General features: G+C 56.3%; 13 protein-coding genes. 5 read left to right on the forward strand and 8 right to left on the reverse strand.

What is annotated here, in order from left to right; genetic code table 11:
• Positions 1 to 9 precede the first annotated feature (9 nt).
• Together manY and manX are read right to left on the reverse strand one after the other, a co-directional pair.
• The gene (gene manY, locus SIK97_RS22100; RefSeq protein ID WP_004103305.1) at positions 10 to 810 is read right to left on the reverse strand and encodes a PTS mannose transporter subunit IIC; all 801 of its coding nucleotides are present in this window, start codon (positions 808 to 810) and stop codon (positions 10 to 12) included.
• Positions 811 to 870: 60 nt separating this feature from the next.
• Positions 871 to 1839: a PTS mannose transporter subunit IIAB gene (manX, locus tag SIK97_RS22105; RefSeq protein WP_004103303.1), complete on the reverse strand. Its 969-nt coding sequence runs from the start codon at positions 1837 to 1839 to the stop codon at positions 871 to 873.
• 446 nt (positions 1840 to 2285) lie between these two features.
• Here manX and yoaE point away from each other — a divergent pair, with 446 nt between their 5' ends.
• The gene (yoaE, locus tag SIK97_RS22110; protein WP_057173091.1) at positions 2286 to 3845 is read left to right on the forward strand and encodes a CNNM family cation transport protein YoaE; all 1560 of its coding nucleotides are present in this window, start codon (positions 2286 to 2288) and stop codon (positions 3843 to 3845) included.
• A gap of 38 nt (positions 3846 to 3883) precedes the next feature.
• Here the strand turns inward: yoaE and SIK97_RS22115 are convergent, their stop codons facing one another.
• The 4 genes from SIK97_RS22115 to pabB all read right to left on the reverse strand — a co-directional run bounded on the left by SIK97_RS22115 (position 3884) and on the right by pabB (position 9045).
• The gene (locus SIK97_RS22115) at positions 3884 to 5449 is read right to left on the reverse strand and encodes an EAL domain-containing protein (protein WP_057173092.1); all 1566 of its coding nucleotides are present in this window, start codon (positions 5447 to 5449) and stop codon (positions 3884 to 3886) included.
• A gap of 131 nt (positions 5450 to 5580) precedes the next feature.
• Positions 5581 to 6945 carry an L-serine ammonia-lyase gene (gene sdaA, locus SIK97_RS22120; RefSeq protein ID WP_014229814.1) on the reverse strand — a complete coding sequence of 455 codons (1365 nt, stop codon included), beginning with the start codon at positions 6943 to 6945 and terminating at the stop codon, positions 5581 to 5583.
• Between the two features lie 162 nt (positions 6946 to 7107).
• Positions 7108 to 7686, reverse strand: coding sequence for a CoA pyrophosphatase (locus SIK97_RS22125; RefSeq protein WP_057173093.1), 579 nt, complete (start codon positions 7684 to 7686; stop codon positions 7108 to 7110).
• Between the two features lie 3 nt (positions 7687 to 7689).
• Positions 7690 to 9045, reverse strand: coding sequence for an aminodeoxychorismate synthase component 1 (pabB, locus tag SIK97_RS22130; RefSeq protein ID WP_046878458.1), 1356 nt, complete (start codon positions 9043 to 9045; stop codon positions 7690 to 7692).
• Between the two features lie 90 nt (positions 9046 to 9135).
• Between pabB and SIK97_RS22135 the strand changes: the two genes are divergently transcribed.
• Entirely contained in the window at positions 9136 to 9315 is a 180-nt protein-coding gene (locus tag SIK97_RS22135) for a YoaH family protein (protein ID WP_004103292.1), read from the forward strand.
• 14 nt (positions 9316 to 9329) lie between these two features.
• Here SIK97_RS22135 and SIK97_RS22140 read toward each other — a convergent pair whose 3' ends face one another.
• Both SIK97_RS22140 and SIK97_RS22145 read right to left on the reverse strand, forming a co-directional pair.
• Positions 9330 to 11342 carry a heparinase II/III family protein gene (locus SIK97_RS22140; protein WP_057173094.1) on the reverse strand — a complete coding sequence of 671 codons (2013 nt, stop codon included), beginning with the start codon at positions 11340 to 11342 and terminating at the stop codon, positions 9330 to 9332.
• Complete coding sequence (locus SIK97_RS22145; RefSeq protein ID WP_025106145.1) at positions 11342 to 12580, reverse strand: alginate lyase family protein; 1239 nt, start codon at positions 12578 to 12580, stop codon at positions 11342 to 11344. Before SIK97_RS22145 ends, SIK97_RS22140 begins: the two co-directional genes overlap by 1 nt.
• 525 nt (positions 12581 to 13105) lie before the next feature.
• Here SIK97_RS22145 and SIK97_RS22150 point away from each other — a divergent pair.
• Genes SIK97_RS22150 through SIK97_RS22160 form a run of 3 tightly spaced genes read left to right on the forward strand, consistent with a single transcriptional unit; the run spans position 13106 to position 16197 of the window.
• The gene (locus SIK97_RS22150) at positions 13106 to 14395 is read left to right on the forward strand and encodes an ABC transporter substrate-binding protein (RefSeq protein ID WP_025106146.1); all 1290 of its coding nucleotides are present in this window, start codon (positions 13106 to 13108) and stop codon (positions 14393 to 14395) included.
• An 11-nt stretch (positions 14396 to 14406) separates the two neighbouring features.
• A complete protein-coding gene (locus SIK97_RS22155; RefSeq protein WP_077254503.1) occupies positions 14407 to 15348 on the forward strand; it encodes a carbohydrate ABC transporter permease in 942 nt (313 codons plus the stop codon).
• A gap of 9 nt (positions 15349 to 15357) precedes the next feature.
• Positions 15358 to 16197 (forward strand): carbohydrate ABC transporter permease, encoded by an 840-nt coding sequence (locus SIK97_RS22160; RefSeq protein WP_009651976.1) that lies wholly within the window; start codon positions 15358 to 15360, stop codon positions 16195 to 16197.
• Positions 16198 to 16202 lie beyond the last annotated feature (5 nt).

The following is a 16202-nucleotide window of genomic DNA, read 5'->3' on the forward strand; positions in this document are numbered from 1 at the left end:
GCTCACCTGTTAGTCCAGTTCGTTGTCGAGATCGTTATTACCAGCAGCCTGCACAGGCGCACCCGCTACGCGGTTGTATTTCGGGCTCAGCTGGATGTAGAGCACCGCCATCACGGTACCAATTACACCCAGAGCAACCAGGTTGAAATCGGTGAACGCGGCGGTCACAAAGCCCAGGTAGAAGAACGGCATCAGGTAGCCTGCGCGCATCATGTTGATGACCATCGCGTAACCGACGACCACGATCATGCCGCCCGCGATGTTCAGACCGCCGGTAACCACTTCTGGAATGGCGTTCAGCATACCCTGTACTTCGCTGGTGCCGACGGAAATCGCCACGATAACGGCAGGGATAGCGATACGCATGGCCTGCAGGAACAGCGATGAAACGTGCAGCCAGGATATGGCCGTCAGGTTTCCATTCTCCGCGGCCTTATCCGCCGCGTGCTGGAAGGCAACGGTGATGGTACGAACGATAATGGTCAGAACCTGGCCTGCCGCGGCCAGCGGGATTGCCAGCGCGATACCGGCACCGATGCTTTGATGGCCGGCGATAACCAGAACGGTAGAGATGATAGAAGCAAGGGCGGCATCCGGCGCAACGGCCGCACCGATGTTCATCCAGCCCAGGGCGATCATTTCCAGGGTACCACCGATAATAATACCGGTTTTCATATCCCCGAGAACGGCGCCAATCAGCGTACAGGCCACCAGAGGACGGTGGAACTGAAATTCATCAAGTACCGACTCCATACCCGCAATACACGCGACGATGAACACCAGCACAATCTGAAGAAAGGTAATCTCCATTGTACTTCTCCTGTTGATTAAGTCTTAAGTTGAAAATTGCGTTGCGATCCGCGGGGTGACTTATTTCACCTTGGCGATCAGATCCATCATTTTCAGTTTCTGGTCGGTGGAAACTTTGCGGGCCTCCAGTTCGATACCGCGGGCATTCAGCTTTTTGAACGCTTCGATATCTTTCTCATCGACCGAAATGGCGTTGTTCACCTGCGTTTTACCCTGGCGGAAAGCCATGCCGCCGATGTTGACGCTGGTGATTTTCACACCGCCTTCAACCACGCGTTCAACGTCCGTTGGGTTAGTGAACAGCAGCATAATGCGCTCGCCTGCGTATTTGGGGTTGTTATAGACGCGGATCATTTTCGCGACGTCTACAACGTGGGCGGTAACGCCCGGAGGAGCAACCTGAGTCAGCAGCGTTTTACGTACGGTATCCGCCGCAACTTCGTCGCTGACGACGATAATGCGGGAAACGTTGGTTTCTTTAGTCCAGCGAGTGGCGACCTGGCCGTGGATTAAACGGTCATCGATACGCGCAAGCCCGATAACCATGTAGTCGTTTGGACCCATTGGCTTCAATGGCGCAGCCGCTTTCGGTGCAGCCGCCTGAACCGGAGCAGGGGCGGCCTTTTCCACCGGCTTCGCTTTCAGCGCCTTAACGCCCTCGCGACCAGTTTCTACCGCCAGGGCAACCAGCTCATCGAACGACGGGTTGTCGTCACGCGCCATCAGCGTTTCGACCAGCATCGGAATATTAACGCCTGCGATGACTTCATAATGTTCTTTATCGACGACAATGCGGCTGGCCGCGTTAAACGGGCTGCCTCCCCATGTATCGACGAGAAATAACACGCCTTTTGCTGTATCCAGCTTTGCCAACTGAGCGTTGTACTTTTCGATTAACGTTTCTGCGTTTTCGCCAGGGACGAAATCAATCCAGCCAACGTTTTCCTGTTCGCCCAGCAGCATTTCTGCCGTTTTTAACAGCTGTTCTGCAGCCCAACCATGTGTGCCTATTACAATAGCAATCGTCACTTGCTACCTCCTTTATAATCGTGAATGCATCATCTGTTCTGATACATCCTGAATCACTCTTGCGAACAAAATCGATTCAGTAAGGGTGTAAGATATAAAGTAATTACTACAGCGAATTATTTTAGACAGTGAAAAAATAATTAATGTGATGAAGCTCCGCTAATTATGCATCTGTTGGTAATTATTTTGCAGCGCAAAAAATAGTCTTAGCTATTGCAAAGACAGGTAAATTTTTTCCAATTACGCTCTATATTTTGCTATGTTTACGTTCCGTTTAATTACTCAGGAGTATAGGGCATAGCCCGCTATATGGACCGTCACCGACGTCTTTTCACCTTCCGGCACGCGTTTGCCGCCGCCACCTGCTACGTCTTTTCACCAGCAACAAGTGTCTCGTCTGTGCATGACACAGCGATGACTACGCCTGTCGTTAACTGGAGCTGCTCATGGAATTCTTAATGGATCCCTCTATTTGGGCCGGTTTGCTGACGCTTGTCGTCCTTGAAATCGTACTGGGTATCGACAACCTGGTGTTTATCGCCATCCTTGCCGACAAGCTGCCGCCAAAGCAGCGGGACAAGGCGCGCCTGATCGGCCTCTCGCTGGCGCTGTTTATGCGCCTGGCTCTGCTGTCGGTTATTTCGTGGATGGTGACCCTAACGAAACCGCTTTTCAGCGTTGCCGATTTCTCGTTTTCCGGACGCGACCTGATCATGCTGCTCGGGGGGATATTCCTGCTCTTTAAGGCGACCACCGAACTGCATGAACGGCTGGAGAACCGCCAGCATGACTCCGGTCATGGTAAAGGCTATGCCAGCTTCTGGGTGGTGGTACTACAAATCGTGGTACTGGACGCCGTGTTCTCGCTGGACGCCGTGATTACCGCGGTCGGGATGGTTAACCACCTGCCGGTGATGATGGCGGCGGTGGTGATCGCGATGGCGGTGATGCTGCTGGCTTCGAAGCCGTTGACTAATTTTGTCAACCAGCATCCGACGGTGGTAGTGCTCTGTCTGAGCTTCCTGCTGATGATCGGTCTGAGCCTGGTGGCTGAAGGTTTTGGTTTCCATATACCGAAAGGTTACCTGTACGCCGCGATTGGCTTCTCGATAACCATCGAGTTCTTTAACCAGATTGCGCGCCGTAACTTTATTCGTCATCAATCGACCCTGCCTCTACGCGCGCGCACTGCCGATGCGATCCTCCGTCTGATGGGCGGGCGTAAGCAAAGCGCCGCGGCGCATGATAGCGATAGCGCGTCGGTCGTGCCGATCCCCGAAGGCGCGTTTGCGGAAGAAGAACGCTATATGATTAACGGCGTGCTGACCCTGGCCCAGCGTTCGTTGCGCAGCATTATGACCCCGCGCGGGGAAATTAGCTGGGTAAACGCCGAGCAAAGCGAAGAGGAAATTCGCCGTCAGCTGCTCTCTTCACCGCACAGCCTGTTCCCGGTCTGCCGCGGCGAGCTGGATGAAATCATCGGTATCGTGCGGGCGAAAGAGATGCTGGTGGCGCTGGAAGCGGGTGACAATGTTGCCGCTCTGGCTTCCGCCTCGCCGGCGATTGTGGTCCCGGAAACGCTGGACCCGATCAATCTGCTGGGCGTGCTGCGCCGCGCCCGCGGTAGCTTTGTCATCGTGACTAACGAGTTTGGCGTCGTACAGGGGCTGGTTACGCCGCTGGACGTACTGGAGGCGATTGCCGGCGAGTTCCCGGACGCTGACGAAACGCCGGAAATTGTCATCGACGGCGACGGTTGGCTGGTGAAAGGTTCAACCGACGTGCATGCGTTGCAGCAGGCGTTGGGGGTAGACGATCTGGTTGATGAGGACGAAGATATTGCCACGGTTGCCGGCCTGGTGATTGCCGTCAACGGCCATATTCCGCGTCCGGGCGACGTGCTTGAGCTATCACCTCTGCAGTTCACGATTGTTGAAGCCAACGACTATCGCGTCGATCTGGTACGCGTCGTCAAGCTGCGACAGTATAACGACGAAGAAGAGTAACGGCTGATGCCCGTCGGCCCTCGGGCCGACGGGCATTTTTAAGCGTTCAGCTCCCGACGCTTTTCCGCCTCCAGCCACTGCGGAAAGTCCTCTACCGGCATCGGCCGGGCGTAGTAAAATCCCTGCAATAAATCGACGCCGTTGCCGCGCAGATACTCTTCCTGATCCCGGGTCTCTACGCCTTCCGCGACCGTCACAATCTTCAGCCGATGGGCGAGAGCAATGATCATGTCGGTCACCGTTGCGTTGACGCTATCAATCCCAATTGCGCTGGTGAAGGATTTATCGATCTTCAATACATCAGGACGCAGCTTTTCCAGCCAGGAAAGGGAGCTGTTGCCGGTGCCGAAATCATCGATAGCCAGCTGCACCCCTTTGAAATGAAGATGCTCGGCCATATGGTGGTCGCCATCCTGAAGTACGTCGCGTTCGGTGAGCTCCACCACCAGCTGCTGTACCGGATGGGCGCTGAACCAGTAGTGATGCAGATCGCGCAGCAGTTCGCCGTTGGCGAAATGGCGGGCGGCGACGTTGATGCTGATGTGAAAATGTTTGTCCTGCGGAAAAAGGGCTAATTTGTGGGCCGTCTGGGAGATGACATAGCGGGTGAGGGGAACGATCAGATTATAACCTTCGGCTATGGGGATAAATACCTCCGGCGAAATAGCGCCTCTGCGTGGATTATTCCACCGCAGCAGTATCTCCACGCCGCAGCACTGACGGGTGCGCAAGTCCTGCAGGGGCTGGCACCAAAGCGTGAACTCGTGGGCGGCAATACCGAGATTAATTTCCCGGGAAAAGCTCATTCTTCCCGCGGTCGCCAGCCAGGCGATGCCGGTCATTAACAGGCTGATTATCAGCGCCAGCGGCAGTTCGGCCGGTAGCTCATTGAGGGCGACCGCTGAGGCGCCCGGCCCGCTGACGTTAATGGTGAAGGGAAACTGCGTCGACGACTGGCGGTAGATGATTTGCTCGCCCGGCAAGGATTCCTGTTTAATCAGCCCGGAACCGCTAATAAAGCTTTTATCGCCAACGCTGAGGCCAATTCCGGTAATTAATGGCGATTTTGCGTTAAAAATTAACTCGCCCAGCAGCTCGATATTGATCACCAGCAGCACGCCGTCGGCGCCGCTAAGCGAAGCGGGATACCACTGGATAAGCACCGGCGTCCCTTTAAGCAGCGATGCGTCGTAGCTGAAGGTGAGCAGGGCGTGATTGGCGGGGAGCGCCGGCTGTAACTGGTGAACCGGAATATTTCGTTGGCCAAAAATACTCGAGCAATAGAGCAGGTCAGACTGGACCAGCGCGATGGAACGTACCGTTTGCAGCGATGCCGCCAGCTTACGTAACGTGAGGTGGACGTCCTGACAGGGATGGTTCACAAGTTGCAGCAGCGTGGCGTGCTGGGCCGCCAGGGGCCGCAGAATATTATCCATCGCGGCCACCATTTTATTGGTGCTGAGCTGGACGCGCTGCTGATTTAAGCTACGCTGCGAAATAAATCGTATCACTAATGTTGTCGTCAGGGTCAGTAGCGCGACCAGCAAGCAAACCAGGATACGTTTCCTGCGGTAGGTTGTGATAACTTTTTGTGCAGTCTGCATGCGCGACGCCCTGTCGGCTAAAAGTGTTAGTGAGAGTAACAGCCGTTATAGAGCAAGTGTAGTGGGCGCAGATAATAATATAGCGTGGAAAAAGAAGAATGCGCCCGGGGGCGCATTCTGTAGGACACGGATTAGTCGCACTGAACTTTAATTGCCAGGCCGCCGCGCGACGTTTCCCGGTATTTGGCGTTCATGTCTTTACCGGTCTCGTACATGGTCTCAATGACTTTATCGAGCGAGACGCGCGGCTCGCTGGTGCGGCGCATGGCCATCCGGCTGGCGTTGATCGCTTTGACGGAGGCAATGGCGTTACGTTCGATGCACGGCACCTGTACCTGGCCGGCCACCGGGTCGCAGGTGAGGCCAAGGTTGTGCTCCATGCCGATTTCCGCCGCCACGCAGACCTGCTCGGGGCTGGCGCCAAGGATTTCCGCCAGGCCCGCAGCGGCCATCGAGCAGGCCACGCCCACTTCGCCCTGACAGCCCACCTCCGCGCCGGAAATGGACGCGTTCATTTTATACAGCGTGCCGATAGCCCCTGACGCCAGGAAGTAACGAATATAGATATCCGGGCTGACGGACTCGATAAAGTGGTCGTAGTAAGCCAGCACCGCCGGTACGATGCCGCAGGCGCCGTTCGTCGGTGCCGTCACCACGCGGCCACCGGCGGCGTTTTCTTCGTTGACCGCCAGCGCGAACATGTTGACCCAGTCCACCACGTTCATCGGATCGTGGGAGAGTTTATCGCTGGCAACCAGCATCCGCCGCAGCGCCGAGGCGCGACGAGGCACGCGCAGCGGGCCGGGCAGAACGCCTTCGGTATTCATTCCGCGATCGATACAGGCGCGCATGGTCTGCCAGATATTGGCAAAATAGTCTTCAATCTCTTTTTTGCTGTGCAGCGCCAGCTCATTCTGCATCACCATGCCGGAGAGCGACATGCCGGTCTCTTTGCAGTAGCCCAGCATTTCCTGAGCGGATTTAAACGGATAGGGTACGGCGAGTTCGCTGGCGCTCTCTTTGCCGAAATGCTCTTCATCGACGATAAAACCGCCGCCGATGGAGTAATAGGTTTTGCTGTAGATTTCTTTCTCGCCAGCCCAGGCATGAATGGTCATGCCGTTTTCATGCAGCGGCAGGTTGTCGCTGCGAAAACGCATGCCGTCATTCTGCGGGAAATCGACTTCATGCTGCCCCTGGGCCAGCAGCAGACGACCGCGCGTTTCAACGTCGCGGATAAATGCCGGTATCGCGTCAATATCGACCGTATCGGGCTGATTGCCCGCCAGTCCCATAATAATGGCGATATCCGTATGGTGGCCTTTGCCGGTTAATGACAGTGAGCCGTAGACGTCAACCGCCACGCGCGTCACTTCATTAAGCAATCCCTTTTCGACCAGGTCATCGACGAACTGTTTACCGGCCTTCATCGGCCCTACAGTATGGGAAGATGAGGGGCCGATCCCCACCTTGAACATGTCGAATATACTAATCACGCTAACACTCCTGACAGGGTTGTCGCGGGTGCGACAACGATGTAATCACTGCGCATAGTGTAAGAGGGAACCGGGTCATCAGCTTATCTATTCACATGAATTAAACTAATGCATAACCCCGGATTTACTAATGCTGAGAACGCCGTCTCAGTTTGAGTATAGCTAAGGACGGGCGCCTATCTGTAGCGCCAGCTCGCGAATAATGCCGGCGGTCATTCCCCAGACAAAATAATGCTGGTACCAGGAGAGCCAGACGCGATGCGAATTGCCGCGGCGATGGATATCCAGCGGATGGTAGCGCCCCAGGCGCAGCGCTTCGGCCAGCGGCATTTCGAAGACCGCGGCCACTTCATCCTGGCTGGCGTGATAGTACAAATTGGGTGGGATAATCCCTACCACCGGAGTAACCTGAAAGCCGGTCACGCTATCGACCGGCGGCAGAACGCCAATCACCTCAACCGACTCCGGCGGGATCGCCACTTCTTCCTGCGCTTCACGCAGCGCGGCGGCGATTAGCGTTGCATCGCTGTTATCTACCGCGCCGCCTGGGAAGGCCACCTGACCCGCATGCTTGCGCATCAGCGGCGAACGCTGGGTCAGCAGCAGCCCCGGCTGCGGGCGGCGAACTATCGGTACCAGCACAGCGGCCTGGCGCTGGTTGAGCGCGTGGCGCGTGGGCTGCGGACGCAGAAGCTGAAAACGTGAGAGGAAATCGTCAAGTTCGAGGGCGCTGTCCGCCATGTTCTAGCTCTCCAGTTGATGCAGGATACGATTAACTTTATCAAAAGTTTCCTGATATTCCGCTGCCTCTTCGCTATCGGCCACAATTCCGCCGCCGGCGGAGCAGTAGAGGTGTCCCTGCCAGGCCGTCAGCGTACGGATAGTGATACTGGTATCCATGTTGCCGCAGAAGCTGAGATAGCCGATGCTGCCGCACCACGCGTTGCGCCGCTGCGGTTCCAGTTCATCGATGATCTCCATCGCTCTGACCTTCGGCGCGCCGGTGATTGAGCCGCCGGGAAAGGCCGCGCGCAGCAGGTCGGCGGCGTGCAGATGAGCGGGCAGCCTGGCGGTGACGGTGCTCACCAGATGATGCACGGCGGGGAAGGGCTCCACCACAAACAGCTCAGGAACGCGAACGCTACCGGGTACCGCAACCCGGCCAATATCGTTACGCATTAAATCGACGATCATCAGATTTTCGGCGCGGTCTTTTGGCGAGTTCGCCAGCTTTTGCGCCTGCAGCGCGTCCTGCTCAGGGTCGGCCAGCCTGGGTAATGTCCCCTTGATGGGGCGGGTCTGAATTTCGCCTTGCCGGAGCTGAATAAAACGCTCGGGCGACAGGCTTAATACGGCCCCTTCATCCAGGCGAATAAAGGCGCTGAACGGCGCGCGATTGGCGCGGTTAAGCTGACGAAAGGCCTGCCACTCATCCCCGCGATAGCTCGCCGTAAACCGCTGCGCCAGGTTGACCTGATAGCAGTCGCCGCTGTGCAGATAAGCCTGAATCTGGCGGAACTTCTCGCCATACTCCTCGCGGCTCATATTAGCGCGCCACGCTGAGGTCAGGGTAAAGGTTGCAGCGACAGGCGCTGTCTGTGCTTCCAGCCACGCCAGGCGCGCCTGCGGATCGTCATAGCTGAATAACGACACCTCCCGGCGATGATGATCGACGATTAACGCCCAGTCATAAATACCTACCGCCATATCCGGCAGTTCGATATCCGCGTCGGCCCGCGCCGGCAGATGTTCAAAACGACGACCCAAATCGTAGCCGAACAGTCCCAGCGCGCCGCCGAGAAACGGCAGATGCGGATGAGGCTGCGGCTGCAGGTTACAGTGCGCCAGCTGCTGATGCACCAGCGTAAGCGGATCGGCGGCGGAGGTTGAGACGGTTTCCCCTTCGCGTAGGGTGGTTAGTTGACCGTGAGTCACCAGCGTGGCGCGCGGCTGGGCGACAATGATGTCAAAACGGTTATGCGCATGTTCGGCAAAACCGGAATGCAGCAGCATCGCCCAGGGCTGGGAACTCAACGGGCTAAAATAGTATTCAGCGGCATCCGGACGCCAGGGCAGGGAAATCATTGCGGGGGACAACATCGTCTTCTTCAATCCTGATCGTTACCGTCCGCTGGTATACGCGCGGACGGCGTGAAATAATTACGCCCCACAATGTAGCAGGAGTCAGTCATGTTTGCAGGTTTACCTTCGCTGAGCCACGAGCAGCAGCAAAAAGCAGTGGAACGAATTCAGGAGCTGATGTCGCAGGGCATGAGCAGCGGCCAGGCGATTGCTTTAGTGGCGGATGAACTGCGCGCCTCGCATACCGGGGATCGGATTGTGGCGCGCTTTGAGGATGAAGACGAGTAAATCCCCCGTTGCGATCAGATGCCGCTTTCCGGGAGCGGAAGGATCGCATCAGGTCGTTTCCCGGGATCGTCGTACAGCGTCACGTGCGTTACGCGATCGCCGCGCCAGAAGGTAATGTGCGTACCGGCTGGCGTATGATGCACATTCACCTCCGTCAGCGGCGCGCGGTTAGCGAAATCCCACAGGCAGACGAAACGCGCCTGCGGCAGGTGATTGCGCATCACCAGATAGCTGAGATCGCGAATCGCCGGGTTATCGGGCGCCAGCCCTTGCCAGAGTTCACCATCGCCGGAAAGCCAGAGCGCAACGGTGTCTTTGTCGCGCGCAAAGTGGCGCGGCTGGCAGCCGTTCAGCGGGGTCATGGTGGCATTGGCCATATGCCGCAGCGGTCCGCTGAGCGAAAAAGGCTGCGGCGTACCGCTCTGGTCCAGCGCCCGCGCCGCCAGGTGCAGTGTCCAGTCAAGCTGCTGGCGATGCGGATTTTCCACGGTAGAGAGATCGATCAGTACCTCTTCAAGCCACAGCAGGCGACGGCGAAAGCGCACGCCTCGCCAGGCCGCCGCGTCCCACTCGACGCGGCTATGGCTGTTGAGCTCCGGCGGCGGCTTTCCCCAGTCAACCTCGCTATCCAGCCACAGAGAGTCGCTATCCATATGCCAGCCTAGCACCTGCGGATTGGCCGGAGGCTGGTTGGTCTGATTGACCGAAAGCGTATTATGGGTGGCGCTGTTTTTGTAATAGTCATAGTGCATTTTCGCACCGTAGCCGGTGGTGCCCATATCCGTGAGCAGCCAGCCGTCGCGATGCCAGAGCATCAGCCCCAGCCTGTCGTAATGGTCGTGCTCGCCGCCCCAGGGGCTGTGCTTAATCAGCAGCGCCTGCTGTGGTCGCCGCCATAACGTCAGGCCGGCGCCGGGCGCAAACAGCGACTGCTGCGGGATCAGCGGCAGGGGCGTTTCCGGCAGGGGGTGTTCGCGCCACAGTAAGGTTTCACGCTCGTCGGGCGTCGTTTCGGTAAACTGCAGCACCGCGGCGTACTGCGGGTCACGCCAGATAAACCAGGCGAACTCGTAAAGATCCCGATGGTTGAGCTTCTCCTGCCCGGCGAGGCAGTCATTAAGCCGCGGGAAGGTACCGTCCGGCAGCAGCAGCGACAGCGGGAACGTCAGCATCGCCTGATACCACGGGCCGTCCAGCAGGCTCCAGCGGGTGCCGCGCGCCAGCTTCTCAAAGGCCAGAAACCCCTGCAGCGCGTAGTAGTGATAGTGAATGGAGCCTTCAAACCATAGCCCCTCCGCCAGCAGGCCATTTTCCAGCTGCCAGCGCAGGCCGTACGGTTGGTTCACGGCAAACTCCAGCAGCGTCTCATCTTCGAGAATGAAACCCAGTACGCCAAGCGCCGCGCTGATTTTAACCTCATGGTTATGGATCTGCGGGCTACGATGGTCGCGCAAAAACGCTGCCGCGCAGCGCAGCAGGTTTTCACTGATGTGCCGCTGCTCGCCGGGCGCCAGGCTGTCGCGAATGAAGTCATAACCCAGCGCCATTTCCAGAATGCAGTTGGCTTCGCACAGCGTCTGGGCGTTCATCTTGCCCGGTCCGTTGTTGGGAATATCGCCGTGGATCTCATAGCCGGGATAGACATCCGCGTAGCCCATCAGCAGCGTGCGAACTTTATCGCGATACGCCGTTTCGCCGGTCAGCCGCCATAACAGGCCAAGCTGCTGACAGGCGCTGGCGTTACGGCCATTCATCTCGCGCCACCATGCGCCATCCCACGGTTCACCGCTAAATATTTCCCCATCGACCGGGCAGGCATGCTGGTGGGGCGTATCCGCCCGCCACGCCAGGCGCACGCCGTGGTGCGGACAAAAGTAGTAGAGATTCCAGCTGGCGATCCCTGACTGCGGAATGCGAACCGCTGCATCTAATACCGGCTGAGCATCCTTCACCAGCCGCTCAAGCAGTCCGCTATTCGCGGCTGCACGTCCGACAATGTCGGGCCAGAGCCCGGAGAATTGTTTCATTAGCGGTTATCCCTGACCTCTGACGATGCGGAAAGCGGGGCGATGAGCGTAGTGATATCGTCGGGGTATTTCGCCCGCAGCCACTGCGCTTTGTCACGGAACAGCGGATCTTCCGGCCAGGCGTGCGCGGCGGTGGCGATATTGCGCAGCGCTTTCTTGTCATCCATTTTATCCAGGTCCTTCCAGGGCCACGGCGTATCGCTGTTAATAAACCCGGCGATGTATTGATAGCCTTTGCGCAGGCTATGGTCGTCGAGGGTGAAGTTCCAGATATCGACGCCCGCCTTCTCGCCGAGCCTTCCCAGGCGGTTGTAGGCTTCAAGGTTAAAATTGCTGTAGTGCCACGGGCGCGTGCGCTCCAGTTCGGCCATCTGGCGGCCTTCAATATCAAATTGTCCCGCAATACGCCGCAGCTGGGTGATGTACAGGCGCTTTTTCGCCTCGTCGATTTTCCCGCTGAACAGGGCGAAGGCGGCGGCCTGCATATCGAAATAGCTGCCGTGATTGTTATGCCAGTTCTCTTCTTCAAAGCCGTTCTGGCTGGTGGTCATCCAGTGATAATAGTCACCAAACCACTGCTTCAATGCGCTAACGTCGTTTTCGCTCAGCGCATCGGAGGATTGCAGCAGGGCGATGGCGTCAACGACGTCAACCAGCGCGCGGCTATCAATAATGCCGATACCGCGTCCGGTATTGATGCCGGGAATGGCCTGGGCATGCTGCAGGTTGGGGGTCATGCGCGTTTTGGGATCGAGGAACCAGGTCTTTAACTGCGCCGCCGCCTTTTGCGCGTAGCGATCGTCGTGAGAGAAGTACCACGCCAGCGCCAGCGTTGACACGTCGTTACTCATCTTCACCAGCCGGTTCTTATCGGTGGCGTCGCTATTGGCGTCAGGGTTGGTTTGCCCATCTTTGCGAATATAAGGAAGCCCGTCTTTGGTATCGGGATTCGGCCACCAGTAAGGCGGAAAGCTGTAGTAGTCGTGCTTATTGCCGCTGGCGGCGACCAGCGTTTTATCCATCACCGAGAACAGCGGATGATTGAGCGCCAGATCGGCTTTTTTTAGCAGCGCCGCTTGCGCCTGAACAAATAGCGGATCTTTCGCGGCGATCTGCTGCCGGCTAAAGGCTAAATCCTTTCCGTCTAGCGTGTACGGCTCGGCGGCATACGAGGCGGCGCTCAGGCCGGAACAAAACAGCGCAATGCCTAACAAACCTCGGCGAGGTATTGAGTTCATCGTGATAACCCTTCTGCAAATATGAGAAAAGATAACAACAGAATTATACCTGACGCGTATTTAAAGAACGCGTGAAACAGGCGGTGTAATTAAAAACAATATATTTAAATATTCGATGGCGAGCAGTGTAAAAGACAAAGTGATTTTTTTTGTGATGTCCTTCAAGTTTAACGTTTTGGATAAATAATGACGCTTTTAATGCAGCGTACATCACGTTTTTTGCCGTTTTTCTCTATTTTTTGAATCTTTTAACAAAATCAGTAAAAATATAACCAATTGATTTTTATGATTATTTATTTTCTGTCACTTTTTTTGTCACTTCCCTGTGTGATCTGTCTCAATTTTCTTGTTTTTGAAACGTAATTTCTTTTTTATACGGTTGTATTGGGAAATACATTTCTATCTAATGAATGGAAATAATTCTTGCGCCAGCTGTATTAACGCCTGAGCGATATTCAAATTCTTTTTAGTGTATTAATTGAGAATTTAATTACCTTTGTGCCCTACAATAAAGGATATGCCATCATGTCTGCCTGTAAATTACGTTCACTGTTACTTCTCACCGCACTCGGGCTCGGCGTTAGTCAAAGTTACGCCGCCACCACTCTCAACGTCTGGATCCGCGCCAGCAATGACTCGAAGAATATCTACAAACAGGAGGCGGAAAAATTTGAAGAAAAAACCGGTATCAAAATCGCGTATTTCAACGCCACCACCGACTTTGAACAGCGGCTGGCGCGCGCCACGGCGGGCAACGCCTTACCCGATTTGATTTTTAACGATGCGGCGTCGCTAGGGCAGTTCATCCAGCTGGGTATTGCCGAAGAAATTGACCCGCAGGCGATCGCGGGCGGCGACCAGCTATTCCAGACGGCATGGAAGAGTACCCGCTATATCGACGGTAAGTATTACGGCGTGCCGACCTCGGCGCAAACTTTCGCGCTCTTCGTGCGTAAAGACTGGCGTGAAAAACTGGGGCTGCCGCAGCCTAAGAGCTGGGATGATATCCAGACGCTGGCGAAAGCCTTCACCACTCAGGATCCCGATGGTAACGGCAAAAATGATACCTACGGCTTTATCGTTCCCGCTTCCACGACGCGCGGCTACGCCAGCTGGTTTATGAGCAGCTTTATCTGGCAGGCGGGTGGTGATTTCGTTAAAGAAGAGAACGGAAAATTCAGCGCTTCGCTCAATACGCCGGAAGTGGCTCAGGCGATGACCTTTATGCGCACCATGATGTGCGACAAAGTCACCCAGCCGGGCGCGATTAACGCCACCACCGCCGACGTTATTCCCTCCTTCCGCTCCGGGCAAAGTGGCATGTTCTTCAGCGGGCCGTACCATATCGCGCTGTTCGATAAAGACCCCGGTAAAGACAACTTCGAAGTGATCCCGGTGGCGGGGCCGAAAGGCGAAGCCACCCTCGCCGAGGGCACCACGGTCTTTATGATGAAGAGCAGCATACAGAAAGAGGCGGCGCGAAAATTTATCGAATTTATGATCTCTGCGGAAGGCCAGGAGATCGGCATGGGTAAAGGCAGCCAGCATATTCCGGTAGTGCGTCTGCCGGTGAATAAGAACGTCGACGTCAAAGCCGTGTATCAGGACGCGCGCTGGGAAACTTTCGCCAGACTTTACAATGAACAGGGACGCTACGTGCCGCAAATTCCCAACTGGACGCCGGTGCGCCAGGTGGTTGCCGACGGTTTTAACCGGATTTTTGCCGACTGCGGCAGCGATATTCCCGGCGAGCTGAAGACGCTCGACGGCAAGGTGAACGCTGAGCTGAAAAAACAAAATGTGCTGGCTAACTGAGGACATAGGTTATGACGCTGCATGAGACGAAGTCCTCGCCGATAAAGCAGGCCGCTTCGCCTGACTCGACCGGATGGCTGAGCGCAAAGCGTAAGCGGGCGCTGATCCCGTGGCTGTTTTTAGCGCCTGCGCTGATTATTTTTAGCTGGTTTAAGTTTATCCCGATGATTCAGGGTCTGGTGATGAGCTTTTACAAGGTTAACTTTAATCAGCCCAACGAGTGGGTGGGGCTCGATAATTTCACCCGCGCTTTTGCCGACGCAGAGCTGCACGCGGCGGTGGTGAATACCCTGCTTTACGTGGTGGTAACGATGTTCGCCGCGGCTATCCTGGCGTTTTTCCTCGCCATGCTGCTGGAAGGCCCGGCGCGCCATCTGCGCTTTATTCGAACCGCCATCTTTTTACCGGCGGTTACCAGCGCGGCGATCGTCGCCGAAATGTGGCGAATTTTGTTTAACCCGACGCCCAACGGCGTGGTTAACCACATCCTCAGCTGGTTTGGCGTCGCCGACCAGGGCTTTCTTGCCAGCTCCGATCAGGCGCTGGGCGTCATCATGCTGCTGCATATCTGGAAAGCGGTGCCCTACAACATGGTGATCTTTATTGCCGGCCTGGCGGGAATCAGCCGCGATTTATACGATGCGGCGAACGTCGACGGCGCCAGCTGGTGGAACCGCCTGCGCTACGTCACGCTGCCCGGCATGATCCCGGCGCTCTCGGTGGTACTGATGCTCTCCTTCATTCGTGGTTTCCGCGTGTTTGCCGAGGTGTACGCCACCACCGGAGGGGGGCCTTCTAACGCCACGGAAATGGTCATGACCCACATCTACAAGCTGGGCTTTGAGCAGTTTGACTATGGCTACGCTTCGGCGGTGTCGTTCCTGCTGTTCACCTTCACGGTTATCTTAACCCTCAGTCATCTGACGCTGAAAAAACGTATCGCCCGTTACTAAGGAGCCGCGATGTTAAGCAAACGTTGGGATACAGCAGGGCGCTGGTGCATCTACGCGCTGCTGCTGATTGTCTTTGTCGGGCCGTTCTGGGGCATCGTCGCCACGGCATTCAGCGGCGCGCCGGTGAAGCCGGGCGAGCTGCTGGCCTGGCCGCATCAGTTCTCGTTGGAAAACTTCATCTTCGCGTGGATGGATATCGGCGTCTGGCAGTATCTGCTGAACTCCATTCTGGTGGTGTTCTTCGGCACCGTTCTGCAGGTGTCGGTCAGCGCGCTGGCGGCGTACGCCCTGGCGCGGAAGAAGTTTCGCGGCGTAGCGCTGGTGAGCCTGGTGATTTTGTCCACCATGATGCTGCCGGAAGAGGTCATCGCCATTCCGCTGTACATGATTATCAACTGGCGGCTGCCGCTGATCGACGCCTCGCTCTACAACAGCTATCTCGGAATGATTTTACCGGTCGTCGGCTGGGCGTTCTCCATCTTTGTCCTGACCGAATTTATGTCAGCGATACCGAAAGAGCTGGAGGAGGCGGCGCGGATTGACGGCGCGAATGAATGGCAGATTTTTTTCCACGTCATTCTGCCGCTGGTAAAACCGGCGCTCGGCACGGTGGTGACCTTCGGCTTTATTATGATTTGGGATCAGTACCTGCTGCCGCTGATTGTGGTCAACCAGGACAGCCTGAATACCATTCCGGTGATCCTCGGCACGCTGCGTACCGATGAAAGCATCACGCCGAACATTTTTATCGCCATTACGCTGCTGGCGATGCTGCCCAGCATCATCGTCTATCTGGGTCTGCAAAAACATTTCAATCGCGGGATTATGTCCGGCGCGGTCAAAGGATAAGGGGT

Origin of the sequence: Klebsiella sp. JN_Kp126 (assembly GCF_033843325.1) — a bacterium.
Taxonomy (GTDB): Bacteria; Pseudomonadota; Gammaproteobacteria; order Enterobacterales; family Enterobacteriaceae; genus Klebsiella; species Klebsiella michiganensis.